Raw genomic sequence first — 23481 nt, forward strand, 5'->3', positions numbered from 1 at the left:
GTCGGGCTCCAACGGCCGCCGGACAGAGCCCTGTGGCATCCCCGTTGCCCCTCTTGCCCGCCTACGGTGATCATCACTCCACGGGCCGCCCGACCCGTCTGCGTCCGCTGCCGTTACCCGAACCGCCGGCCGGCCGTGCGTTCTCCGCGGTCCCCGGTCCACGCGTCCGCCATGCGGCATACTCGAAGTTTGGCCGTCGGCCGGCACGCCTGGGGGCGTCGAGCGCGCGGCATGGCCCGGGCCGTGACGGGCGAGGTGTCCGTCACTCCGGAATCCCCGCTGTGGAGGTATGTGTGTCCTGCTTGATCGTCCAGAGCGACAAGACGCTGCTGCTGGAAGTCGACCACGAGCAGGCGGAGGCGTGCCGTCGGGCCATTGCGCCGTTCGCCGAGCTGGAGCGGGCGCCCGAGCACATGCACACGTACCGGGTGACGCCGCTCGGCCTGTGGAACGCGCGGGCCGCCGGGCACGACGCCGAGCAGGTCGTGGACGCGCTGGTCCAGTTCTCGCGCTATCCGGTGCCGCATGCGCTGCTCGTGGACATCGCCGAGACCATGTCCCGGTACGGCCGCCTGACCCTGAGCAAGCACCCCGCGCACGGGCTGGTGCTGACCACCACCGACCGGCCGGTGCTGGAGGAGGTCCTGCGGTCGAAGAAGGTGCAGCCCCTGGTGGGGGCGCGGCTGGACCCGGACACGGTGGTGGTGCATCCGTCCGAGCGCGGGCAGATCAAGCAGACGCTGCTCAAGCTGGGCTGGCCGGCCGAGGACCTGGCCGGGTACGTGGACGGTGAGGCGCACCCGATCGCGCTGGACGAGGCCGGCTGGTCGCTGCGGCCGTATCAGGAGCAGGCCGTGGAAGGGTTCTGGCACGGCGGGTCGGGTGTCGTCGTGCTGCCCTGTGGCGCGGGGAAGACGCTGGTGGGGGCCGGTGCGATGGCACGGGCCCAGGCGACCACGCTGATCCTGGTCACCAACACCGTCTCGGCGCGGCAGTGGAAGCACGAGCTGGTCCGGCGCACCTCGCTGACCGAGGACGAGGTCGGCGAGTACAGCGGTACGAAGAAGGAGATCCGGCCGGTCACCATCGCCACGTACCAGGTGCTGACGACCAAGCGGAAGGGGATCTACCCGCACCTGGAGCTGTTCGACTCGCGGGACTGGGGGCTGATCGTCTACGACGAGGTGCACCTGCTTCCCGCGCCGGTCTTCAAGTTCACCGCCGATCTCCAGGCGCGGCGGCGGCTGGGGCTGACCGCGACGCTCGTACGGGAGGACGGGCGCGAGTCGGACGTCTTCTCGCTGATCGGGCCGAAGCGCTTCGACGCGCCGTGGAAGGAGATCGAGGCGCAGGGCTACATCGCGCCGGCGGACTGCGTCGAGGTGCGGGTCAACCTGACCGACGCGGAGCGGCTGGCGTACGCGACGGCCGAGGCCGAGGAGAAGTACCGGTACTGCGCGACGACGGCCAGCAAGCAGAGCGTGACCGAGGCGCTGGTACGGCGGCACAAGGGCGAGCAGACCCTGGTGATCGGGCAGTACATCGACCAGCTCGACGAGCTGGGTGAGCACCTGGACGCCCCGGTGATCAAGGGCGAGACGTCCAACGCGCAGCGTGAGAAGCTCTTCGACGCGTTCCGGGAGGGCGAGATCTCCGTCCTCGTCGTGTCCAAGGTCGCGAACTTCTCGATCGACCTGCCGGAGGCGACGGTCGCGATCCAGGTGTCGGGCACCTTCGGGTCCCGGCAGGAGGAGGCGCAGCGGCTGGGGCGGGTGCTGCGGCCCAAGGCGGACGGGCACGAGGCGCGCTTCTACTCGGTCGTCGCCCGCGACACCGTCGACCAGGACTTCGCGGCGCACCGGCAGCGCTTCCTGGCGGAGCAGGGGTACGCGTACCGGATCGTGGACGCGACGGACCTGCTGGCGGAGGGCTGAGCGGAGCCGCCCGGCCCCGGGCGGGCCATGCGCCGGCGCTCGGGATGCGGCCGCGCGTCAGCGCTCGGGGATGCGGGTGCTCAGTTCGCGGGCCGGGCGGGCGGCGCGGGGCAGCGGGAAGGGCCGGCGGGCCAGGGCGGCCGGCGGACCGGCCGGGACCCGGCGGCTCCACCAGGCGAGCGCCGCCAGCAGCGCCAGCCCCAGGACCGGGTACGGGGCCGCCGGCAGCTGCTCCCACCAGGACAGGTGCAGGTCGCGGTCGCCCTGGTGCGGTATCACCCACATCGTGCGGGCTGTGAAGACGACCGCCACGGCCGCGAGCAGGACACGGCGCCACCGTACGCCGTGGGTGTGCGCCCCGAGGGCGACCAGCAGCGGCACGCACCACACCCAGTGGTGGGACCAGCTGATCGGCGAGACCAGCAGCGCCGTCACGGCGGTGCACAGCACGCCCCAGGAGTCCAGGCCGCGCCGCAGGTACACCCGGCGGGCGACGAAGAGGCCGGCCATGCCGGTCACCAGCGCCACGGCCGCCCACAGCAGGCCCGGTTCCGGGGTGTGCAGGACCCGGGCCAGGAGCCCCTGCACGGACTGGTTGTCGACGATCCACGCCTTGCCGACCCGGCCGGTCTCGAACATCCGCCGCGTCCAGAACTCCACGCTGGCACCCGGCAGCACCAGCAGCCCGAGCAGGACGGAGACCGCGAAACCGGCCAGGGCGGTGCAGGCGGCGCGCACCCGGCCGGTGATCAGCAGGTAGACGGCGAACACCGCGGGGGTCAGCTTGATGCCGGTCGCGATGCCCAGGGCGAAGCCCTTGAGACGGGCGTCGTCCGGCCGGGCCAGGTCCCACAGGACGAGGCAGGTGAGCGCGAGGTTGACCTGCCCGAACACGAGGGTCTGGAAGACCGGTTCGAGCCAGACGGCGAGCGCGGTCGCGGCGAGCACGGCCGGGAGTGTGCGCGCGGCGCCGAGCCGGGCCGCGCCGCCGGGGACGCCGGCGCCGGTGGTGTACGCGGCTTTGTACGACAGGTGCAGCAGGACCGGGATGAGGGCCACGTTGACGAGGACGGAGGCGACCTTGAGGGCACCGAGCGGGAGCCAGGTCGTCGGGATGAACAGCAGGGCGGCGAAGGGCGGGTACGTCGCGGGCAGTTTCCACTCGGTGACGGTGAAGCCGTACAGGTCGCCGCCGGTCGCCGCGGCCTCGCCCTCGGCGCGGTAGACCGCTATGTCCGACATGGACAGCGGGACCAGCCGGAACACGGCGGCCAGCGCTCCCGCGGACACCGCCAGCAACAGCACGGCGGCGAGCGTCTTCGGCGTGATGTGGCGTACCCAGGGCCGTCTGTGCGGCACCGACCGCGTCCCCTCGGCGGCAGACACTTGCTTGGCCCCTCCTCGTCGCCGAACGCACGCTGTCTGCGGTGACGCTAGTCGATCGAGACCGACTGTTTGTAACGGTTTCCGGTCATCCACATGCTGATTTGGGGTCGGTCAACGGGCCGGGCCGTGCGCGGCGGGCCCGGTGGACGGCGCCGAGCCGGTGGCGGGTGCGGGGCTCAGTCCTCCGCGTACTCCCCGAGGAGGACGACGCTGACCGCGGCGGCGGCGAAGACCTTGACCGCGCGGAAGACGTTGCCCACTATGTGGCGCTGCTCATGGGAGCGCGGGGCGCCGTCGGCGGCGGCCGGGCCGAGGGCGGTGGCGCCGTGGGTCGGGTGCAGGGTGCCTGGGGTGATGGTTGCGCTGCTCATGTCTCCATCATGGTTTTCCGGACCCCGCCGCACATCGGCCCACGGGCCCATCTCCGACCGGCCTCCGGTCAGCCCATGGTGCGATGCCGTCCCCTACGGGAGATGGACGCGGCCGGGCGGAAAGTCCAGGGCCGGCGCATCCACCGTCATTCCGGGCGACCCGCAACGGCGCCCGCCCGACCGCAAAAAACCATTGGCGGCCCCCGATACCTGCTGGCTACAATCGCCGGTCTTCCCGCCTCCCTCAGCGGAGTGCCACCGGCCGCACGGAAACCGGCCGGCTTCCCGCGTCACGCAGCCGCGACGTCATGCCCAGGACTACGTCCGCCGTCAGGCCCGTACGTAGCCGGATCCGCCGGAGGCAACACCGTGCCCACGCATGCCCACGACCACGCGCCCGCCCAGGACCACGCCCGCGACCAGGACCCCGCGCCCGACCGGCAGGACCCCCTGGAGCGCGAACGCGCCCACCTCGCCGCCTCCCGCGCGGCGCTGCGCGCCATGCGCCGGGACGCCGAGTCGCTCGACATCGCGGACGTCACCGCGAACTGGGTCAACGCCGAGGTGCTCCAGGGCGAGGTGGAGGCCCGCATCAAGGCGCTCGCCGACCTGGCCGACACCCCGCTCTTCTTCGGCCGCCTCGACTACCTGCACGCGCCGGGTACGGAGGCGGCCGAGGGCGCGGCGGGCGAGAGCTTCTACATCGGCCGCCGGCACGTCCACGACGCCGACGGCGACCCGATGGTCATCGACTGGCGCGCGCCGGTCTCGCAGCCGTTCTACCGGGCCTCCAAGAAGGACCCGATGGACCTCGAACTGCGCCGCCGGTTCGGCTACACCGGCGGGCGGCTGACCGCGTACGAGGACGAGCACCTGGCCGATCCGGCGGAGGCCGAGCAGCACAGCAAGCTGCTCCAGTCCGAGATCGAACGGCCGCGCGTGGGCCCGATGCGCGACATCGTCGCGACGATCCAGCCGGAGCAGGACGAGATCGTGCGCGCCGGGGTCGGCGGCACCGTGTGCGTCCAGGGGGCGCCGGGCACCGGCAAGACCGCGGTGGGCCTGCACCGGGTCGCGTACCTGCTGTACGCGCACCGGGAGCGCCTCGCCCGTTCCGGCACGCTCGTGATCGGCCCGAACCGCTCGTTCCTGCACTACATCGAGCAGGTGCTGCCCGCGCTGGGCGAGCTGGAGGTCAAGCAGGCCACCGTCGACGACCTGGTGGCGCACGTCGAGGTGCGGGGGACGGACGACGCCGCGGCGGCGACGGTCAAGGGCGACGCACGGCTCGCGGAGGTCCTGCGGCGGGCGGTGTGGTCGCATGTGCGCAAGCCCACCGAGGCGTGTGTGGTGGTGCGCGGCTCACGGCGCTGGCGAGTGCCCGCGTACGAGATCGAGGAGATCGTCGAGGAGCTGCTGCGCCGCGACATCCGCTACGGCGCGGCCCGTGAGGCGCTGCCGCAGCGGATCGCGCACGCGGTGCTCGTACGGATGGAGCAGGCGGGCGAGGCGCCGGACGACCGGGTGCAGGACGCGGTGGCGCGCAACGCGGCGGTCAAGGCCGTGGTCAAGGAGGTGTGGCCGGTGGTCGATCCGGCCAGGCTGGTGCTGCGGCTGCTGGGCGACGCGGAGTTCCTGGCCGAGCAGGCGGCGGGCGTCCTGACGCCGGAGGAGCAGAAGACGATCCTGTGGGCGAAGCCGGCCCGCAGTGTGAAGAGCGCCAAGTGGTCGGCGGCGGACGCGGTGCTGATCGACGAGGCGGCGGACCTGATCTCCCGTACGCACTCCCTGGGCCACGTGGTGCTGGACGAGGCGCAGGACCTGTCGCCGATGCAGTACCGGGCGGTGGGGCGGCGCTGTACGACCGGTTCGGCGACGATCCTCGGCGACATCGCGCAGGGCACCACCCCGTGGTCCACCGACACGTGGGAAGAGGCGCTGGCCCACCTGGGAAAGCCGGGCGCGCGGATCGAGGAGCTGACGCTGGGCTTCCGGGTGCCGCGCGAGGTGATCGCGTACGCGTCGCGGCTGCTGCCCGCGATCGCCCCGGACCTGACCGAGGCGACCTCCATCCGCGAGTCGGCGGGCGACTTCGCGATCCGGCAGGTGCCGGCGGCGGAGCTGGACGACGCGGTGATCGCCGCCTGCCACGCGGCGCTGGCCAAGGAGGGGTCGATCGGCCTGATCGCGGCCGAGGCACGGCTGCCCGCGCTGCTCGCGGCGCTGGAGGCGGCGGGCCTGGCCGTGCTGGCCCCGGGCGAGGAGACCTCGGCGGAGGCCCGGCTCACCCTGGTCCCGGCCACGCTCGCCAAGGGCCTCGAATACGACTACGTGGTGCTGGACGAGCCCGCCGCGATCGTCGACGGCGAACCGGACGAGCGCACCGGCCTGCGCCGCCTGTACGTCTGCCTGACCCGCCCGGTCTCCGGGCTGACGGTGGTCCACGCGGCCGGCCTGCCGGAGCAGCTCACGCAGCCGGCCGGGTGAGCCGGGCCGCCGGGTGAGGTGCGGATCAGCTCCAGCAGAAGCGGGCCCGGGACCGGCCGTCGGCGCCCGCCGCACGTGTCCCGGCCGCAGACGCAGACGGGGCGGCCCCGCGCCGTACGGGCCCGCCCCCTTGCCCAGTCCGCTTAGACCGGCACCCCCTCCAGCGCCCCCCGCCACTCCGCCACGGCCGCCGCGTCCACCGGTGCGGTCCAGCCGGACGGGCGTGCCGCCCCGCCGATGTGGAAGGCGTCCACGCCGGCCGCCTGGAGCTCCGGCAGGTGCGCGAGCACCAGGCCGCCGCCGACCAGGAGCCGGGGCTCGTACCCGGGCTCGCCCTCCGCCGTACGGGCGCGCTCGGCCAGCAGCGTGGGCAGGCCGTCGGCGACGCCCGCGGGCGAGCCCGCCGTCAGGTAGGTGTCCAGGCCGGGCAGCCCGGCCAGTTCCTTGCGCAGCGCGTCGCGGTCGGCGGCCCGGTCGATGGCCCGGTGGAACGTCCACCGGCAGCCGTCGACCGCCCCGGCCAGCGCGCGGACGGCCGCCAGGTCGGCCCGGCCGTCCGGGTCGAGGAAGCCGAAGACGAACTCCTCCGCCCCCTCGGCCCGCAGCGCGGCGGCCGACGCGCACAGGGCGTCCACCTCGCCGGCCGCGAACCCGTCGGCGGCCCGCAGCATCACCCGCACCGGGATGTCGACGGCCGCCCGGACCGCCGCGACGGTGCGCGGCGACGGGGTGAGGCCGTCGGCGGCCATGTCGCTGACGAGTTCGAGGCGGTCCGCCCCGCCGGCCTGGGCGGCCACCGCGTCCGCGGCGTCGAGCGCGATCACCTCCAGGAGTGCGCGCTTGGTCATGGGTCCCCATTCCTTCGACGTGACGACTTCAGCAGGACGAGACGGGATGCCGACACGGACAGCGAGAGGACGACAGGTCTAGTCCAATATCCAGGGTACGGGCCGACCCGCCCCCGGGGACCACAACGCCCCGGTGTTCGACCGGAAACCCCCTCTTGACCGCCGCGCGGGCACAATGGCCCGTATGGCTCGCACGACACCTCCGTCCGGTACGTCGCACATCCACTACGGTGGCGGTGCCGACCCGTTCCCGGACCTGCACCACCGCTGGGCCACCGCCGTCGCCGGCGCCCGGGGCGGCGACGGTCCCGCGGACCCCGACCCGGCCCCGTACGCGGACAACCTGCTCGCCCGCTGGGCCGAGCCGCAGCGCCGCTACCACACCACCGGCCACCTCATCGCCGTCCTGGACCGCATCGACGAGCTGGCCGTGCACGCCACCGACCTGGACGCCGGCGTGCCCGTGGACTGGGACGCCGTCCGGCTCGCCGCCTGGTTCCACGACGCCGTCTACCGGCCCGAACGCTCCGAGAACGAGGAGCGCAGCGCCTCCCTCGCCGAGCGCGCCCTGCCCGAACTGGGCATCGGCGAAGCCTGTACGGCGGAGGTCGCCCGGCTCGTCCGGCTCACCGCGAGCCACGACCCGGCCCCGGACGACCACAACGGCGCCGCCCTGTGCGACGCGGACCTGGCGGTCCTGGCGAGCGCTCCCGAGCAGTACGCGGCCTACGCCGCCGCCGTCCGCGAGGAGTACGTGTTCGTCCCGGACCGGGAGTTCCGCGCCGGGCGCGCCGGGGTACTGCGCCAGCTCCTGAGCATGGACAGCCTCTTCCGCACGCCGTACGGCAAGCAGCAGTGGGAGCGGGTGGCCCGCCGCAACCTGACCACCGAACTGGAGCTGCTCACCACCGGGTAGCGGCGGCCGTCGCACCGCGGGGCGCGTGCCGCCCCGCGCGCCGCTCGCGCCGCAGGGCGCGCCCCTCGGACCGGTACCACTGCCACGCCACGACGGCCGCCAGCGCCAGCTCGACCGCGTCGCCGCCGTAGTACATGACCTGCGAGGCCAGGTGCAGGTCGGCCGGGGCGAAGCCGGTGCCCGGCGGGCCCGCCGCGTACAGGGACTTGGCGAGGACGGCGTGTGCCGTGCCCGCGGCCAGCAGCACGGCGGCCCGCAGGCCGGGGCCGGGGCGGTGGCGTACGGGGTCCAGGGCCAGCAGCCCGAAGGAGAACAGGACGCCGGCGAGCAGAATGTGGACGTGCACGGCCGTGTTCAGCCAGGGACTGTGGTGGCTGACGGACAGCAGCGGGGTGCGGTAGAGCAGCCACAGCCCGCCGAAGTCGAGCAGGGCGGCCACCGGCGGCAGGGCGGGGAGCGTCGCCCAGCGCGAGCGGGTCAGCGTCACCAGGCCGCGGCGCAGCGGTACGGGCGCGGTGCGCAGGAGCAGTGTCAGCGGGCGGCCGAGCACCAGGAGCAGCGGGGCGAGCATGCCGACGCACAGGTGCGTGAGCATGTGCGCGGTGAACGGCGGCGCGGCGCCCCAGGGCTCGGCGACGCCCGCCACCAGCACCGCGCCGCCCGCGCAGAACAGCGCGTCGCGCCCGAACGGCCAGGCGTCCCCACGGGCGCGCAGCCGGGCCGCGGCGGCCAGGTACGCGAGGCAGCCCAGGACGGCGGCGGTGGTGACGGCCGCGGTGAAGGGCGCGGGCAGGGCGGCCGTCATCGGGTGCGGGAGGCGGCGTGCGGCTCGTCACGCGAGGAGGCGCGTGACGGCGTACGGGAGGCGCGTACGAGCAGCAGCGCGCCGGCCACCAGGAGCAGCACGGCGATCCCGTTCCACGTCCAGTCGTACGGTGCCAGGTCCACGCCGTACCGGATCTGATGGATGCCCAGCCCCTTGTGCTGGAACGTGCCGTCGTAGAGCTGGAAACCGCCCAGCCCCAGGCACAGGCCGCCCCACCACGCCCGGGGCACCAGCGTCCCGCGGCGCCGCACGTCCGCGTACAGCACCAGGCCGGCCACCATCGCGAGCCAGCTGCCCGCGTGGAAGAGCCCGTCGGAGACCAGGCCGACGTCCGTGGTGGACTTGTCGTAGAAATGATGCCAGTGCAGCAGTTGGTGGAACACCGTCTCGTCGATGAACGCAGCCGTGCCGATCCCCGTGAGTACGCCACTGAGCACCGACCGCATGCGGACCTCCTCGCGTCGTGGACCGGGCGGAGCCGCCGGGGTACCCGTGGCCCCGGGGGTGAAACGCGGGGGCGGTGCGGCCCGGCCACCGGCGCGGAACCGGGCGGTACCGTTCCGGTCCGGACCGCGCGACCGGGAATGTCAGGCGCGTCGGCACTGTTCGTGCCTGACATGCCAGACCATCCCGTCCCCGCTTCCGCACCCGCTCCCGCCCGCACCCGTATGCCCCTGGCCGTCTACGTCCTCGGCCTCTCCGTCTTCGCCCTCGGCACCAGCGAATTCATGCTGTCCGGAATCCTCCAGCCGCTCGCCCGGGACATGGGGGTGTCCATTCCGCAGGCCGGGCTCCTGGTCTCCGCCTTCGCGATCGGCATGGTCGTCGGCGCGCCGGTGCTCGCCGGGGCCACCCTCCAACTGCCGCGCCGCACCACGCTGATCGCGCTGCTCACCGTCTTCGGCCTCGGGCAGGTGGCCGGCGCGGTGGCGCCGTCGTACGGGGTGCTGTTCGCCTCGCGCGTGGTCAGCGCGCTCGCCTGCGCCGGGTTCTGGGCGGTCGGCGCGGCCGTCGCGGTGTCGCTGGTGCCGGTCACGGCGCGGGCCCGCGCGATGGCCGTGATGGTCGGCGGTCTGAGCATCGCGAACATCGCGGGCGTGCCGGCCGGCGCGCTGCTCGGGCAGCACGCGGGCTGGCGGTCGGCCTTCTGGGCGGTGGCGGCGCTGTCCGCGATCGGCCTGATCGGTGTGGTCGCGCTGGTGCCGCGGACCGCCGTGCCGACCGGTGACGAGCGCCCCGCGCTCCGCCGCGAGCTGAGCATCTACCGGGACAAGCAGGTCTGGCTGGCGCTGATCGGCACCGCGCTGAACGGTGCGGCGGTCTTCGCGCTGTTCTCCTACCTGGCGCCGCTGCTGACCGACACCGCGGGACTGTCCGAGGGCAGCGTGCCGACCGTGCTGGCGCTGTTCGGCGTGGGCGCGCTGATCGGTACGTTCGTCGGCGGGCGCATCGCCGACGCGCACCCGTTCGGCACGATCCTCGGCGGCATCGGCGCCTCGGCGACCGTGCTGGCGCTGCTGGCCCTGACCGCACACAGCCCCGTCGCCGCCGTCACGCTCTCGCTGCTGCTGGGCGTCACCGCGTTCGCCACCGCACCGGCCCTGAACGCCCGGATGTTCAACGTGGCGACCGCCGCGCCGACGCTGGCCGGCGCGACCACCACGTCCGCCTTCAACATGGGCAACACCGTCGGGCCGTGGCTCGGCGGGCTGGTCATCGGCGCGGGCTGGGGCTACCCGGCGGTCGCCTGGACGGGCGCACTGCTCGCGGCGCTGGGCGTCGTCACCACACTGGTGGCCCTCCGGCTGCACCGGGCGCGGAGCGCTTCGCGGCTGGTGGCCTCCTCGGACGACGTGCGGCGCACGCGGCACGAGGCGGCGGAGCGGGTCTGACCGCCGCGGACCGGTCCGGCCCGCCGGACCGGTCCGTCCCCCACCGGGCCGGTCCACCACCCCCCGCCGCCGCTACCGGCTCGTCTCCCGGCTCTTCGGCCTGCGCAGGCCCGCCGCACGCAGCCGGTGCACCAGCTCCCTGCTGCCGACCTCCGCGGCGCCGGCGCGCACCGCGTCCCCGTACCGCTCCGCCGGTATGTCGTAGTGATCGCGGTCGAACGCCTTGCGCGGGGCGCCGATCCGCTCCGCGAACGCGTGCAGTTCCTCGAACGAGACGTCGCTGACCAGGTGGGACCACATCCGGCCGTGTCCCGGCCAGGTAGGCGGGTCGATGAAGAGGGCCACGTCAGCCTCCCGCGGTGGCGCCCAGCGAGCCGACCGGGGCCACCGAGACCGCCGTCTTGGGGCAGACCCAGTGCGGGTCGGGGCCCAGCTCCGGCTCCACGTCCAGCGCGTGGGGATCGCCGCCGTGCAGGCACACGGGGCACAGGGGCCAGCGGCCGTACCGCTCCAGCAGCGCGTCCTGGACGTCCTGCGCTATCAGCCCGGCCACGAACGCGGCGCCCTCGGGCCACTGCTGCACCCACCATCGGCGGTGCGTCACGGAGTCCTCGACGAGCGAGACGATCTCCGCGTCGGCGACCTCGCCCGCCACCAGGTCCGCGAGGACCAGGGCACGGGCCGCGTGCAGTGCCTGTTCGAGCTCCATGCCCCCATTCTCTCCCGCACCACCGACAACCGCCCCGGCTGTCCACACCGGCCGCCCGGCCCGGCGCTCGCACCCCGTCCGCACGGTTGTCCACAGGTTCGCACGGGGTATTGACGCGGACCGGCGGTGAAATTAGTTTTCAGCTGTGCGCCCTGATGTGAAGGAAACTTTCAAGGGCTCCGGTGCCGGCGCCCGGCCCGCCCCGAGTCCGCCCGCCCCCGCCGCCCTGGCCGCCAAGGTGCGCACGCTCGCACCGTCCATGACCCGCTCCATGCAGCGGGTCGCGGAGGCGGTCGCGGGCGACCCGGCCGGCTGTGCCGCGCTCACCGTCACCGGCCTCGCGGCCCGTACGGGCACGAGCGAGGCCACCGTCGTGCGCACCTCCCGCCTGCTCGGCTATCCGGGCTACCGCGACCTGCGGCTCGCGCTGGCCGCCCTCGCCGCCCAGCAGGCCACCGGCCGCGCGCCCGCCGTCACCGCCGACATAGCGGTCGACGACGCGCTCCCGGACGTGGTCGCCAAGCTGGCCCAGGAGGAGCAGCAGTGCCTGGCCGACACCGCGGCCGGGCTGGACCTGACGCAGCTGGAGGCGGCCGTCGCCGCCCTGGCCGCCGCCCGGCGCATCGACGTCTACGGCATAGGCGCCTCCAACCTGGTCGGCCAGGACCTGGTCCAGAAGCTGCTGCGCATCGGCCTGATCGCGCACGCCCACTCCGACCCCCACCTCGCCGTGACCAACGCGGTCCAGATGCGGGCCGGTGACGTGGCCATCGCGATCACCCACTCCGGGCGCACGACCGACGTCATAGAGCCGCTGCGGGTGGCCTTCGACCACGGCGCGACGACCATCGCGATCACCGGCCGCCCGGACGGCGACATCGCCTCGTACGCCGACCACATCCTCACCACCTCCACCGCCCGCGAGAGCGAGCTGCGCCCCGCCGCCATGTCCTCCCGCACCAGCCAGCTGCTCGTCGTGGACTGCCTGTTCGTCGGGGTCGCGCAGCGTACGTACGAGACCGCCGCACCCGCCCTGTCCGCCTCCTACGAAGCGCTCGCCCACCGCCACTCGCCCCGCGCCCCCAACCGCTGACCGTCGGCCGACCCGTCGTCCGCCGGTTCCCGCCACGTCGTCTCCACTCCCCCGTACAGAGCCGTACGAGCCCGGAAAGAGCCGCCACCGCCATGACCTCCCCCGCCGAGTACGCCCAGCTGCGCGCCCAGCTGGACACCCTGACCACCGAAGCCTTCCGGCCCGAACTGGCCGAGATCGACCGGCTGTCCACGCTGGAGATCGCCCGCACGATGAACGGCGAGGACGCCACCGTCCCCGCCGCCGTCGCCGACCAGCTGCCCGCCATCGCCGCCGCCATCGACGCCACCGCCGAGCGGATGGCCCGCGGCGGCCGGCTGGTCTACGCGGGCGCCGGCACGGCCGGCCGCCTCGGCGTGCTGGACGCGAGCGAGTGCCCGCCCACCTTCAACACCGACCCGTCCGAGGTCGTGGGCCTGATCGCGGGCGGCCCCGCCGCCATGGTCGCCGCCGTCGAGGGCGCCGAGGACCGCGCGGACCTGGCCGCCGCCGACCTGGACGCGCTGGGTCTGACCGCCGACGACACGGTCGTCGGCATCTCCGCCTCCGGCCGCACGCCGTACGCGATCGGCGCCGTCGAACACGCCCGCACGGCCTGCGGCGCCCTGACCGTCGGTCTGTCCTGCAACGCGGGCTCGGCGCTGGCCGCGGCCGCCGACCACGGCATCGAGGTGGTCGTCGGCCCCGAACTCCTCACCGGCTCGACCCGTTTGAAGGCCGGCACGGCGCAGAAGCTGGTCCTCAACATGCTCTCGACCATCACCATGATCCGGCTGGGCAAGACCTACGGGAACCTGATGGTGGACGTCCGCGCCTCCAACGAGAAGCTGCGGGCCCGCTCGCGGCGCATCGTGGCGCTGGCCACCGGCGCCGGGGACGCGGAGATCGAGGCCGCGCTCGCCGCCACGGACGGGGAGGTCAAAAACGCCATCCTCGTCGTGCTCGCCGGGGTCGACGGGCCGACTGCGGCCCGGCTGCTGGCCGACTCCCGCGGCCACCTCCGCGCCGCCCTGCACACCGCACTGCACACCCCGCCCCTTCAGGACGGCTGACCCGGCCGGGCGCCCCGCCGCCTCCGGACCGTCCCGGCACACCCGCACAGCAAGGCACCACCATGTCCGATGAGAAGAACCGCGCCACCGCCGCCGCGATCCTCCCCCTGGTCGGCGGCGCCGCCAACATCACGTCCGTCACCCACTGCATGACCCGGCTGCGCCTCGGCGTCGCGGACCGCTCGCTGGTCCAGGACGACGCCCTGAAGGCACTGCCCGCCGTCCTGGGCGTGGTGGAGGACGACACGTACCAGATCGTGCTGGGCCCCGGCACGGTCGCCCGCGTCACCCCGGAGTTCGCCGCCCTGGTCGACGCCGGGCGCGACGCGGCGCCCGTCCCGGAGGACCCACCCGCCACACCCCCGGCACCCGCCCCCGCCGCTCCCGCACCCCCCACCGCCGAGGAACTCGCCGCCCAGGGCGCCGCCCTGAAAGCCCGGCAGAAGGCCAGGAACGCCACCCCGGTCAAGCTCTTCCTGCGCCGGATCGCGAACATCTTCGTACCGCTGATCCCCGCCCTCATCGGCTGCGGCATCATCGCCGGCCTGAACGGCCTGCTGACCAACTTCGGCGTGCTGCCCGCCCTGGTCCCGGCGCTGGCCGCCATCGCCTCCGGCTTCCTGTCCCTGATCGCGGTCTTCGTCGGCCACAACACCGCGAAGGAGTTCGGCGGCACGCCCGTGCTGGGCGGCGCGGTCGCCGCGATCATCATGTACGCGGGCGTCGCCAAGGTGACCGCCTTCGGCCACCAGCTGGCGCCGGGCCAGGGCGGTGTCCTGGGCGCGCTGGGCGCGGCGCTGCTCGCCGTACAGATCGAGAAGTGGTGCCGCCGGCACGTCCCCGAGGCGCTGGACGTCCTGGTCACCCCCACCGTGACCGTGCTGGTCTCCGGCCTGGTCACGCTCTTCGGCCTGATGTTCGTGGCCGGTGAGATCGCCACCGCCATCGGCACGTGCGCCACCTGGCTGCTCGCCCACGGCGGCGCCGCGGCCGGGTTCCTGCTCGGCGGCCTCTTCCTCCCGCTCGTCATGCTCGGCCTGCACCAGGCCCTGATCCCCCTCCACACCACACTGATCGAACAGCAGGGCTACACGGTCCTGCTGCCGATCCTGGCGATGGCCGGCGCCGGCCAGGTGGGCGCCGCGCTGGCGGTCTACGTCCGGCTGCCGGGCAACCGCTCGATCCGTACGACCATCAGGTCCGCGCTGCCCGCCGGCTTCCTCGGCGTCGGCGAACCGCTGATCTACGGCGTCTCACTGCCGCTGGGCCGCCCGTTCGTGACCGCCTGCGTCGGGGGCGCGTTCGGCGGCGGCTTCGTCGGCCTGTTCAACCAGCTCGGCACGGCGGTCGGCTCGACCGCCATCGGCCCGTCCGGCTGGGCCCTGTTCCCCCTGCTCAAGGGCAACCAGTCCCTCGGCGCGACCCTGCTCGTCTACGCCCTCGGCCTGCTCATCGGCTACGCGGCCGGCTTCCTGGCCACGTACTTCTTCGGCTTCGGCAAGCAGGCCCGGACGGAGCTGAACACCGCCCCGCCACCGCCCGGCGCCGATGCCCCGGCCGCGTCCCGGCCGGACGCCGCCCGCCCGGACCAGCAGCCGACCACCGTCTGACCGGGCACCCGGCCGCGGCGGCTCAGCGCACGCCCGCGCCCGCCCGGGCCCCGACCGCCCGCTCCCGGTCCTCCCGTTCCCCGCGCTCCACCGCGGCCGCGGGCCGCTCGTCCGGCCAGCACTCCACGCCCGTCAGGTCCGGCATGCGGGAGCCGGTGAACACCGGGTCCCGCCCCGACCGGCGCTGGGCCGTGTAGTCGTCGAGGAGGCGGAAGGCGATCGCCGAGAGCGGGAGGATGGCGAGCAGGTTGATCAGCGCCATGAGGCCCATGAAGACGTCGGCGAGGTTCCAGACGACGCCGACCGAGCCCAGCGCGCCCAGGAAGACGACGGCCAGGACGACGGCGCGGTAGGCGGGCAGGACCCAGGCGCGCCGGGTCAGGAAGCCGATGTTGGACTCGCCGTAGTAGTAGTTGCCGATCATGGAACTGAAGGCGAGCAGGAAGACGATGGCCGTCAGCACGTGACCGGCCCAGCCGCCGAGCGTGTCGGTCAGCGCGGACTGGGTGAGGTCGGCGCCCCGCCGGCCGCCCGGCTCGGGGGCGGTCGTCAGGATGATGAAGGCGGTCATCGAACAGATCAGCAGGGTGTCGAAGAAGACGCCGAGGGACTGCACGAGGCCCTGCTTGACCGGGTGGGTGACCTCGGCCGCCGCGCCCGCGTTGGGCGCCGAGCCCAGACCCGCCTCGTTGGAGAACATCCCGCGCCGGACGCCCTGCTGGATCGCCGCGCCGAGCCCGCCGGCCGCCAGCTCCTTGACGCCGAAGGCACCGCCGACGATGTCGCCGCACACCCGCGGCAGATCACCGAGGTTGAGCAGGACGACCGTGGCGCCCAGCAGCAGGTAGACGACGGCCATGACCGGTACGAGGACGGTCGTGACCGCCGAGATGCGGCGCACGCCGCCGCAGATCGCGAGGCCCAGGAGCACGGCCAGCAGCACGCCGACCGCCGGGGCGAACCAGCCCGGTCCGCCGCCGGGCACGGAGCCGGAGGCCACGGCCGTGATCGTGTTGGACTGCACGGCGTTGAAGACGAACCCGAAGGTCACGGTGATCGCCACCGCGAACAGCACCCCCGGCCAGCGCTTGCCGAGCCCGCGCTGCATGTAATACGCGGGGCCGCCCCGGTACGTGCCGGACCCGCCGCGGTCGCGCACCTTGTAGAGCTGTGCCAGCGCCGATTCCACGAAGGCCGAGGCACCGCCGATCAGCGCCATCACCCACATCCAGAACACCGCGCCCGCGCCGCCGAGGGTGATGGCGGTGGCGACACCGGCGATGTTGCCCGTACCGACCCGCGCCGCCGCGGAGATGGTGAAGGCGCCGAAGGACGAGACCGGCTTGGAGCCGTCCGCCCGGGGCTGCGACCGGTCCCTGAGCACGCGCAGCATTTCCGGGAAGAGCCGCAGCTGTACGGCCTTGGAACGGACCGTGAAATACAGGCCCGCGCAGACCACCAGCGGTATCAGCAGGTAGGTCCACAGACCGTCGTTGACGGCGACGATCAGGGAGTCGAGCGTGCTCATGGGCGTCCTTAAGGGGGCGTCCGGGGTGCGGGGGGCGGCCGTACCGGAAGATCACCTTCCGGCAAGGCTCCGGAAAGTATGGCCGCCATGTCCATACCGGGACCAGCGCCGCCTTACATGCCGTATCTCACAGAAAGCGACATACCGCCGAGGCGGCCCGGCGGTGCCCGCTCACAGGGCGCAGCCGTGCAGCCCGCCGTCGACGACCAGGTCCTGCCCGTTGACGTACGCCGCTTCGCCGGAGGCCAGGAAGGCGACCGCGGCGGCGATCTCCTCGGGATGCGCGAACCGGCCCGCCGCCGTCTGCGCCCGCAGCCTCTCCGCCTCCGCCGGATCGATGTCCGAGCCCGCGAACATCGGCGTGTCGACGTAGCCGGGGCTGACCGAGTTGACGCGGATACGGCGCCCGGCGAGCGCCGCCGCGAGCGTGCGCGCGAGGTTGTGCGCGGCGGCCTTGGTCGCGGAGTGCAGGGTGGCGTCCGCCTGCCCGCGCTGGATGAGCGACGAGGCGTTGATGACGACTGCGCCACCGTCCCGCAGCAGCGGCAGCGCGCGCTGGACGGTGAAGAAGACGCCCTTGAAGTTCACGCCGACCGCACGGTCGAAGTCGGCCTCGGTGATCTCTTCGAAGGGGGCCGCGGCGTACACCCCGGCGTTGGCGAAGATGATGTCGAGGCGCCCGAAGCGCTCGCGCACGGCCTGCACCACGGCGTCGAGGTCGGCGACGGAGGCGGTGTCGGCCCGTACGGCCAGCACCCGGTCCGCGGCGGCGCCCGCCACCCCCGTGCTGCCGCCCGCGACGGCCGTCTCACCGCCCGTCACCGCCGCTTCCGCCCGTTCCCGCAGGTGCGCGGCGGCGGTGTCGAGGCGGCGCGCGTCGCGTCCGCACACCACCACCCGCGCGCCGTCCGCGAGCAGCCGCCGCGCGGCCGCCAGGCCCACACCGCTGCTGCCGCCGGTGATCAGCGCGACGGTGTCCGCGTCGAACCGGTCCGGTCGGGCGGTCTGCCCGTTTCGAGTCGTCATGGGGGTTCGTGTACCCGTCACCCGGGGGCCACGCAAGGACCGCCGTACCCAACCGCCGTGCCCGACCGTCGGACCTCAGCCGTACGGAGCCGGGCGCCCGCCGGGCACGGACCCGGACGCGCGCCGGTCCCGGGCGCCTGCCGGGCCCGAAAACGCCGCCGGGGCGGCACCCCCCTGGGAGGAGGGGTACCGCCCCGGCGAACCAAGGACAGGTGATCCGGGAGGATCAGAAGTCCATGTCACCGCCCGGCATGCCGCCCGGAGCAGCCGCGGCGGCCTTCTCCGGCTTGTCGGCGATGACGGCCTCGGTGGTCAGGAACAGCGCGGCGATCGACGCGGCGTTCTGCAGCGCGGAGCGCGTGACCTTGGCGGGGTCGATGATGCCCTCGGCGATCATGTCGACGTACTCGCCGGTCGCGGCGTTCAGACCGTGGCCGACGGCCAGGTTGCGCACCTTCTCCACGACGACGCCGCCCTCGAGGCCGCCGTTGACGGAGATCTGCTTGAGCGGGGCCTCCAGCGCCAGCTTCACCGCGGCGGCACCGGTGGCCTCGTCACCCTCCAGCTCCAGCTTCTCGAAGACCGAGGAGGCCTGCAGCAGGGCGACGCCACCGCCGGCGACGATGCCCTCCTCGACGGCCGCCTTCGCGTTGCGCACGGCGTCCTCGATGCGGTGCTTGCGCTCCTTGAGCTCGACCTCGGTGGCGGCACCGGCCTTGATGACGGCCACGCCGCCGGCCAGCTTCGCCAGGCGCTCCTGGAGCTTCTCGCGGTCGTAGTCCGAGTCGCTGTTCTCGATCTCGGCGCGGATCTGGTTGACGCGGCCCTGGACCTGCTCGCTGTCGCCGGCACCGTCGACGATGGTGGTCTCGTCCTTGGTGATGACGACCTTGCGGGCGCGGCCGAGCAGGTCGAGACCGGCGTTCTCCAGCTTGAGGCCGACCTCCTCGGAGATGACCGTGCCACCGGTGAGGATGGCGATGTCGCCGAGCATGGCCTTGCGGCGGTCGCCGAAGCCCGGGGCCTTGACCGCGACGGACTTGAAGGTGCCGCGGATCTTGTTGACGACCAGGGTCGACAGGGCCTCGCCCTCGACGTCCTCGGCGATGATCAGCAGCGGCTTGCCCGACTGCATGACCTTCTCCAGCAGCGGAAGGAGGTCCTTCACGTTGGAGATCTTCGAGTTGACGATGAGGATGTACGGGTCGTCGAGCGACGCCTCCATCCGCTCCATGTCGGTGGCGAAGTACGCCGAGATGTAGCCCTTGTCGAAGCGCATACCCTCGGTGAGCTCCAGCTCCAGACCGAAGGTCTGGGACTCCTCGACGGTGATGACGCCTTCCTTGCCGACCTTGTCCATGGCCTCGGCGATCAGCTCGCCGATCTGGGTGTCGGCGGCGGAGATGGAGGCGGTCGAGGCGATCTGCTCCTTGGTCTCCACGTCCTTGGCCTGCTCCAGCAGGGCGGCGGAGACGGCCTCGACGGCGCGCTCGATGCCGCGCTTGAGCGCCATCGGGTTGGCGCCGGCGGCGACGTTGCGCAGGCCCTCGCGGACCAGGGCCTGGGCCAGGACGGTCGCGGTCGTCGTGCCGTCACCGGCGACGTCGTCCGTCTTCTTCGCGACCTCCTTGACCAGCTCGGCGCCGATCTTCTCGTACGGGTCTTCGAGCTCGATCTCCTTGGCGATGGACACACCATCGTTGGTGATCGTGGGGGCGCCCCACTTCTTCTCGAGGACGACGTTACGGCCCTTGGGGCCGAGGGTGACCTTGACGGCGTCGGCGAGCTGGTTCATCCCGCGCTCGAGACCGCGCCGTGCCTCCTCGTCGAACGCGATGATCTTGGCCATGTGAAGTGGTCCTCCCGGACTGGGGGTCCCCCCGGACGGAGTCTGGGGGAGGGTGGATACTCCGGACCGCGCTGGCGCCCGCGACGGACGGTCTGCGACCCTGTGGTTCCTTGCCCCACCGGCCCGCCGACCTCACCGAGTCGGTCCTTAGCTGTCACTCTCACTCGTAGAGTGCTAACGCAATGATTAGCACTCGACCCACGAGAGTGCAAGCGCGTTGGCGAGAGCTCTCCCCCGGCGCGACAACCGTCAAACCGGGCACGGCCGGATGGCCCGGCGCGCCCCGCGGCGTCCGGGCCGCATACAGAAGGTCCGCGCCTCCCCAAGGAGACGCGGACCCTCGTACGCAGCAGTCGGTCGGCGCTTCAGCCGGCCACGCGGACCATGTCCGCCTGCGGCCCTTTCTGGCCCTGCGAGATCTCGAACTCGACCCGCTGGCCCTCCTCAAGGGTGCGGTAGCCGTCCATCTGGATCGCGCTGTAGTGGACGAAAACATCCGCACCACCGTCGACCGCGATGAAGCCGTACCCCTTCTCCGCGTTGAACCACTTGACGGTGCCCTGAGCCATGCCTAACTCCCCTATTACTGGCCCTTGCACAGGACCGCACTCCGCGGACCCGGGTCAGACCTCACCCCCCGACAGGAGGGGGTGTGCGCCGGAACGCGTCGACCGCCGCTGAATGTATCTGTCCAACTGCCCAGCGCAACAGGTCAATCGGACGAGAATTCTGCGTGCGAACAATCGCAAAAATGCGGATATATGCCCATACTCCTGGGCAAGTCGGGCCGGGCATAGCTCACCAACGCGACAATTCATGTCCACACTTCGCCCACAACTTGCCGGGGTCTTCTCTGCGCTCGGCACGCGTACGACGAGGGATCACCACAACTGTATCGCCTTTAACAACACGGAATCGCCCCGTCCGCTTCGTGGCGGACGGGGCGATTCCGGCCGTCGGCCCCGGAAAGGGCCGGAAAGAATCCTTACGGCTTCCTGGCGCTCAGCAGCCGCCGGCCACCGCCGGAATGATCGAGACGCCCGCGCCGTCCGGGGTCGGGGTCTGAAGGCCCTGCTCGAAGCGCACGTCGTCGTCGTTGACGTAGACGTTCACGAAGCGGCGCAGCTTGCCGGTGTCGTCCAGGACGCGCGCCGCGATCCCGGAGTGGTTCTTCTCCAGGTCCGCGATGACCTCGGAGAGGTTCGCGCCCTCGGCGGGCACCTCGGCCCGGCCGCCGGTGTAGGTGCGCAGGATGGTCGGGATGCGGACGTTGACGCTCATGGTGTTCTGCCTTCCGGCTTGCGGGCGGGATGCGGGAGGGAGGGACGGGACGGGTGGCGGTCAGCCCGCCAGGCCGGCCGCGCGGAACGCGTCCAGGCTCGGCCGGATGGTGGCCGTCGGCCCGGTGGTCGGCGCGACCGCGTCCAGCGTCTTGAGGCCGTCCCCGGTGTTCAGCACGACGGTGGTCAGCGCCGGGTCGAGCAGGCCGTTCTCGATCAGCTTCTCGGTGACGCCCACGGTCACCCCGCCGGCGGTCTCCGCGAAGATGCCCTCCGTACGGGCCAGCAGCTTGATCGCGTCGACCACCTGCGCGTCGGTGACGTCCTCGACGGCGCCGCCGGTGCGCCGGGCGATGTCGAGCACGTACGGGCCGTCGGCCGGGTTGCCGATCGCCAGCGACTTGGCGATGGTGTCCGGCTTCTGCGGCCGTACCACGTCGTGGCCCGCCTTGAAGGCGGTGGAGACCGGCGAGCAGCCCTCGGCCTGGGCGCCGAAGATCTTGTACGGCCGGTCCTCGACCAGCCCGAGCGCGATCAGCTCCTTCAGCCCCTTGTCGATCTTCGTGAGCTGGGAGCCGGAGGCGATCGGGATGACGATCTGGTCCGGCAGCCGCCAGCCGAGCTGCTCGCAGATCTCGTAGGCGAGGGTCTTGGAGCCCTCTCCGTAGTACGGGCGCAGATTGACGTTGACGAAGCCCCAGCCCTCGCCGAGCGGGTCGCCGATCAGCTCCGAGCAGAAGCGGTTGACATCGTCGTAGGTGCCCTCGATGCCGACCAGCTCGCCGCCGTAGACCGCGGCCATGACGACCTTGCCCGCCTCCAGGTCGTGCGGGATGAACACGCAGGAGCGGAAACCGGCGCGGGCCGCGGCGGCGCCCACCGCGCCGGCCAGGTTGCCGGTGGAGGAGCAGGACAGGGTGGTGAAGCCGAAGGCGCGGGCGGCCTCGACGGCGATGGCGACGACCCGGTCCTTGAAGGAGTGGGTCGGGTTGCCGGAGTCGTCCTTGACGTACAGGCCGCCGGTGACGCCCAGCTCGCGGGCCAGGTTGTCGGCCTTGACCAGCTTGGTCAGGCCGGGGTTGAGGTTGGGCTTGGCCGCCACGTCGGCGGGGACGGGCAGCAGCGGCGCGTACCGCCAGATGCTGTTGGGGCCCGCCTCGATCCGCTTGCGCAGCCCCTCGGGGTCGCCCGCCGGCAGGTCGTACGCCACTTCCAGGGGCCCGAAGCAGACGGCGCAGGCGAAGATCGGTCCGAGGTCGAAGCGCTCGCCGCACTCGCGGCAGGACAGGGCGACGGCGGGGCCCAGGGAGACCGTGGTGGAGAGGGTGCTTTCGGGGGATTGCACAGCCATGGAGGCGAGGCCCTTTCTCCTCATCTTCCTCGCGGCGCATCTCGCCACGAGACGGAATTGGCACCTTCCCTAGCCGGAGCCCCGCGGTCCGCGGCGGGCGCGGAGACGAGACGGCTGGAGGGTTGCCGGGGCTTCAACGGGCCGTGTCCCTCTGCCCCTCTGGATGAGCGGTATGGCGCTGGGCCGGGGCCCAGGCGTTTGTCGCGGCGACCCCGGCATGTCCGGGGCGATCGCGTTGTTCAAGACTGTAGCCGAAGGGCCGGGCGGTTGAGACAGCCGTCCGCACCGCGAGATGGATCACATCGCTGGTCCGGGAACGAAGGAGACGCGCAGGTGCTGGAAGAGGTGGAGCGCTGGCTGGCCAGCCGGTCCTGGTCGGCCGCCGACCGCCCGCTCGACCGGCTGCTGGCCGCCAAGCGCGAGACGGGGCAGACGGTCTCCGTCGTGCTGCCGGCGCTCGACGAGGAGGCGACGGTCGGCGCGATCGTCGAGGCGATCCGTACGGAGCTGATGACACCGTCGGTGCCGCTCGTCGACGAGCTGGTGGTGCTGGACTCCGGGTCCACGGACGGCACGGCCAAGGTCGCGGCCGAGGCGGGCGCGCGGGTGGTCCACCGGGACGAGGTGCTGCCGCGGCTGCCCGCGCTGCCCGGCAAGGGCGAGGTGCTGTGGCGCTCCCTGCTGGTCACCCGCGGTGACATCGTCTGCTTCGTCGACGCCGACCTGCGCGAGTTCTCCGCCACGTTCGTCTCCGGGATCGTCGGGCCGCTGCTGACCGACCCGGGCGTGCAGTTCGTCAAGGGGATGTACGACCGGCCGCTGGGCGAGGCGGCGGGGCAGGGCGGCCGGGTCACCGAGCTGGTCGCCCGGCCGCTGCTGAACCTGCACTGGCCGCAGCTGGCCGGATTCGTGCAGCCGCTGGGCGGCGAGTACGCGGCCCGCCGGTCGCTGCTGGAGCGGCTGCCGTTCCCGGTGGGCTACGGCGTGGAGCTGGGCCTGCTGGTCGACGCGCTGCACACGGCCGGGCTGGACGCGCTGGCCCAGGTCGACGTCGGGGTGCGCAAGCACCGCCACCAGGGCGGCCAGGCGCTCGGCCGGATGGCGGCGGCGATCTACCGCACCGCGCAGCTGCGGCTGGCGCGCGGCCACCTGGTGCGCCCGCGGCTGACCCAGTTCGAGCGCGGCGAGGCCGGTTTCGTACCGCGCACCTGGGACGTGGACACCGAGGAGCGGCCGCCGATGGCGGAGATACCGGAGTACGCGGAGCGCCGCGCGGCCTGAGCCGGGGCCGGGTCGGGGCGCTCCCGGCACAGAGCCGGAGAA

The 23481-nt window shown here is 73.1% G+C and carries 21 protein-coding genes and 1 riboswitch; of the genes, 8 read left to right on the top strand and 13 right to left on the bottom strand.

Features of this window, described 5'->3' with window-relative positions; genetic code table 11:
- The first annotated feature begins 293 nt into the window (after window positions 1–293).
- Entirely contained in the window at window positions 294–1934 is a 1641-nt protein-coding gene (locus ACH4FX_RS10555; protein ID WP_398477230.1) for a DNA repair helicase XPB, read from the top strand.
- 57 nt (window positions 1935–1991) lie between these two features.
- Here the strand turns inward: ACH4FX_RS10555 and ACH4FX_RS10560 are convergent, their stop codons facing one another.
- Both ACH4FX_RS10560 and ACH4FX_RS10565 read right to left on the bottom strand, forming a co-directional pair.
- The gene (locus ACH4FX_RS10560) at window positions 1992–3320 is read right to left on the bottom strand and encodes a glycosyltransferase 87 family protein (protein ID WP_398477232.1); all 1329 of its coding nucleotides are present in this window, start codon (window positions 3318–3320) and stop codon (window positions 1992–1994) included.
- 176 nt (window positions 3321–3496) lie between these two features.
- Window positions 3497–3691 carry a hypothetical protein gene (locus ACH4FX_RS10565; RefSeq protein ID WP_398477234.1) on the bottom strand — a complete coding sequence of 65 codons (195 nt, stop codon included), beginning with the start codon at window positions 3689–3691 and terminating at the stop codon, window positions 3497–3499.
- 369 nt (window positions 3692–4060) lie between these two features.
- Here ACH4FX_RS10565 and ACH4FX_RS10570 point away from each other — a divergent pair, with 369 nt between their 5' ends.
- Window positions 4061–6178 (top strand): HelD family protein, encoded by a 2118-nt coding sequence (locus ACH4FX_RS10570; protein ID WP_398477236.1) that lies wholly within the window; start codon window positions 4061–4063, stop codon window positions 6176–6178.
- Window positions 6179–6321: 143 nt separating this feature from the next.
- Here ACH4FX_RS10570 and ACH4FX_RS10575 read toward each other — a convergent pair whose 3' ends face one another.
- Complete coding sequence (locus ACH4FX_RS10575; RefSeq protein ID WP_398477238.1) at window positions 6322–7026, bottom strand: copper homeostasis protein CutC; 705 nt, start codon at window positions 7024–7026, stop codon at window positions 6322–6324.
- Between the two features lie 184 nt (window positions 7027–7210).
- On the opposite strand from ACH4FX_RS10575, the gene ACH4FX_RS10580 reads away from it, so the two are divergent.
- Window positions 7211–7942 carry a hypothetical protein gene (locus ACH4FX_RS10580; RefSeq protein WP_398477240.1) on the top strand — a complete coding sequence of 244 codons (732 nt, stop codon included), beginning with the start codon at window positions 7211–7213 and terminating at the stop codon, window positions 7940–7942.
- Here the strand turns inward: ACH4FX_RS10580 and ACH4FX_RS10585 are convergent.
- A complete protein-coding gene (locus tag ACH4FX_RS10585) occupies window positions 7929–8747 on the bottom strand; it encodes a cytochrome c oxidase assembly protein (protein WP_398477242.1) in 819 nt (272 codons plus the stop codon). The two genes, ACH4FX_RS10580 and ACH4FX_RS10585, sit on opposite strands and share 14 nt — an antisense overlap.
- Window positions 8744–9214, bottom strand: a complete 471-nt coding sequence (locus tag ACH4FX_RS10590) for a DUF2243 domain-containing protein (protein ID WP_398477244.1) — start codon at window positions 9212–9214, stop codon at window positions 8744–8746. The genes ACH4FX_RS10585 and ACH4FX_RS10590 overlap by 4 nt, the downstream gene beginning before the upstream one ends.
- 171 nt (window positions 9215–9385) lie before the next feature.
- Between ACH4FX_RS10590 and ACH4FX_RS10595 the strand changes: the two genes are divergently transcribed.
- Complete coding sequence (locus ACH4FX_RS10595) at window positions 9386–10660, top strand: Cmx/CmrA family chloramphenicol efflux MFS transporter (RefSeq protein ID WP_398477246.1); 1275 nt, start codon at window positions 9386–9388, stop codon at window positions 10658–10660.
- Between the two features lie 72 nt (window positions 10661–10732).
- On the opposite strand, the gene ACH4FX_RS10600 is transcribed toward ACH4FX_RS10595, so the two are convergent.
- Together ACH4FX_RS10600 and ACH4FX_RS10605 are read right to left on the bottom strand one after the other, a co-directional pair.
- Window positions 10733–11005 carry a DUF4031 domain-containing protein gene (locus ACH4FX_RS10600; RefSeq protein ID WP_398477248.1) on the bottom strand — a complete coding sequence of 91 codons (273 nt, stop codon included), beginning with the start codon at window positions 11003–11005 and terminating at the stop codon, window positions 10733–10735.
- A gap of 1 nt (window position 11006) precedes the next feature.
- A complete protein-coding gene (locus ACH4FX_RS10605) occupies window positions 11007–11369 on the bottom strand; it encodes a hypothetical protein (RefSeq protein WP_398477250.1) in 363 nt (120 codons plus the stop codon).
- Between the two features lie 145 nt (window positions 11370–11514).
- On the opposite strand from ACH4FX_RS10605, the gene ACH4FX_RS10610 reads away from it, so the two are divergent.
- From ACH4FX_RS10610 to ACH4FX_RS10620, 3 genes are all read left to right on the top strand, one after another.
- Window positions 11515–12462, top strand: a complete 948-nt coding sequence (locus ACH4FX_RS10610) for a MurR/RpiR family transcriptional regulator (protein ID WP_398477252.1) — start codon at window positions 11515–11517, stop codon at window positions 12460–12462.
- A 92-nt stretch (window positions 12463–12554) separates the two neighbouring features.
- Complete coding sequence (gene murQ / locus ACH4FX_RS10615; RefSeq protein ID WP_398477254.1) at window positions 12555–13514, top strand: N-acetylmuramic acid 6-phosphate etherase; 960 nt, start codon at window positions 12555–12557, stop codon at window positions 13512–13514.
- Between the two features lie 62 nt (window positions 13515–13576).
- On the top strand, window positions 13577–15124 hold the full coding sequence (locus ACH4FX_RS10620; protein ID WP_398477256.1) for a PTS transporter subunit EIIC: 1548 nt from the start codon (window positions 13577–13579) through the stop codon (window positions 15122–15124).
- A 22-nt stretch (window positions 15125–15146) separates the two neighbouring features.
- Here ACH4FX_RS10620 and ACH4FX_RS10625 read toward each other — a convergent pair whose 3' ends face one another.
- From ACH4FX_RS10625 to thrC, 6 genes are all read right to left on the bottom strand, one after another.
- Window positions 15147–16652, bottom strand: a complete 1506-nt coding sequence (locus tag ACH4FX_RS10625; protein WP_398477258.1) for an alanine/glycine:cation symporter family protein — start codon at window positions 16650–16652, stop codon at window positions 15147–15149.
- 171 nt (window positions 16653–16823) lie between these two features.
- On the bottom strand, window positions 16824–17678 hold the full coding sequence (locus ACH4FX_RS10630; RefSeq protein ID WP_398477260.1) for an SDR family NAD(P)-dependent oxidoreductase: 855 nt from the start codon (window positions 17676–17678) through the stop codon (window positions 16824–16826).
- Between the two features lie 226 nt (window positions 17679–17904).
- A complete protein-coding gene (gene groL / locus ACH4FX_RS10635) occupies window positions 17905–19527 on the bottom strand; it encodes a chaperonin GroEL (RefSeq protein ID WP_030022296.1) in 1623 nt (540 codons plus the stop codon).
- A gap of 365 nt (window positions 19528–19892) precedes the next feature.
- Window positions 19893–20096: a cold-shock protein gene (locus tag ACH4FX_RS10640; protein ID WP_003986833.1), complete on the bottom strand. Its 204-nt coding sequence runs from the start codon at window positions 20094–20096 to the stop codon at window positions 19893–19895.
- A 433-nt stretch (window positions 20097–20529) separates the two neighbouring features.
- Window positions 20530–20808, bottom strand: coding sequence for a MoaD/ThiS family protein (locus ACH4FX_RS10645; RefSeq protein WP_398477262.1), 279 nt, complete (start codon window positions 20806–20808; stop codon window positions 20530–20532).
- A 60-nt stretch (window positions 20809–20868) separates the two neighbouring features.
- Window positions 20869–22158, bottom strand: a complete 1290-nt coding sequence (gene thrC, locus ACH4FX_RS10650; protein WP_398477264.1) for a threonine synthase — start codon at window positions 22156–22158, stop codon at window positions 20869–20871.
- 17 nt (window positions 22159–22175) lie between these two features.
- A riboswitch (SAM riboswitch) is annotated at window positions 22176–22328 on the bottom strand.
- A 163-nt stretch (window positions 22329–22491) separates the two neighbouring features.
- Here thrC and ACH4FX_RS10655 point away from each other — a divergent pair.
- Complete coding sequence (locus ACH4FX_RS10655) at window positions 22492–23439, top strand: glucosyl-3-phosphoglycerate synthase (RefSeq protein WP_398477266.1); 948 nt, start codon at window positions 22492–22494, stop codon at window positions 23437–23439.
- Window positions 23440–23481: the final 42 nt, after the last annotated feature.

Origin of the sequence: Streptomyces sp. NPDC018019 (genome assembly GCF_044327805.1) — a bacterium.
Lineage (GTDB): Bacteria > Actinomycetota > Actinomycetes > Streptomycetales > Streptomycetaceae > Streptomyces.

Excerpts from the sequence above, each read along its gene's own strand:
- ACH4FX_RS10585 (WP_398477242.1), bottom strand. The coding sequence starts at position 8,747 with ATGACGGCCGCCCTGCCCGCGCCCTTCACCGCGGCCGTCACCACCGCC.
- groL (WP_030022296.1), bottom strand. The coding sequence starts at position 19,527 with ATGGCCAAGATCATCGCGTTCGACGAGGAGGCACGGCGCGGTCTCGAG.
- ACH4FX_RS10645 (WP_398477262.1), bottom strand. The coding sequence starts at position 20,808 with ATGAGCGTCAACGTCCGCATCCCGACCATCCTGCGCACCTACACCGGC.
- ACH4FX_RS10575 (WP_398477238.1), bottom strand. The coding sequence starts at position 7,026 with ATGACCAAGCGCGCACTCCTGGAGGTGATCGCGCTCGACGCCGCGGAC.
- ACH4FX_RS10565 (WP_398477234.1), bottom strand. The coding sequence starts at position 3,691 with ATGAGCAGCGCAACCATCACCCCAGGCACCCTGCACCCGACCCACGGC.
- ACH4FX_RS10625 (WP_398477258.1), bottom strand. The coding sequence starts at position 16,652 with ATGAGCACGCTCGACTCCCTGATCGTCGCCGTCAACGACGGTCTGTGG.
- ACH4FX_RS10640 (WP_003986833.1), bottom strand. The coding sequence starts at position 20,096 with ATGGCTCAGGGCACCGTCAAGTGGTTCAACGCGGAGAAGGGGTACGGC.
- ACH4FX_RS10595 (WP_398477246.1), top strand. The coding sequence starts at position 9,386 with ATGCCAGACCATCCCGTCCCCGCTTCCGCACCCGCTCCCGCCCGCACC.
- ACH4FX_RS10580 (WP_398477240.1), top strand. The coding sequence starts at position 7,211 with ATGGCTCGCACGACACCTCCGTCCGGTACGTCGCACATCCACTACGGT.
- ACH4FX_RS10620 (WP_398477256.1), top strand. The coding sequence starts at position 13,577 with ATGTCCGATGAGAAGAACCGCGCCACCGCCGCCGCGATCCTCCCCCTG.
- ACH4FX_RS10605 (WP_398477250.1), bottom strand. The coding sequence starts at position 11,369 with ATGGAGCTCGAACAGGCACTGCACGCGGCCCGTGCCCTGGTCCTCGCG.
- ACH4FX_RS10590 (WP_398477244.1), bottom strand. The coding sequence starts at position 9,214 with ATGCGGTCGGTGCTCAGTGGCGTACTCACGGGGATCGGCACGGCTGCG.
- thrC (WP_398477264.1), bottom strand. The coding sequence starts at position 22,158 with ATGGCTGTGCAATCCCCCGAAAGCACCCTCTCCACCACGGTCTCCCTG.
- murQ (WP_398477254.1), top strand. The coding sequence starts at position 12,555 with ATGACCTCCCCCGCCGAGTACGCCCAGCTGCGCGCCCAGCTGGACACC.
- ACH4FX_RS10630 (WP_398477260.1), bottom strand. The coding sequence starts at position 17,678 with ATGACGACTCGAAACGGGCAGACCGCCCGACCGGACCGGTTCGACGCG.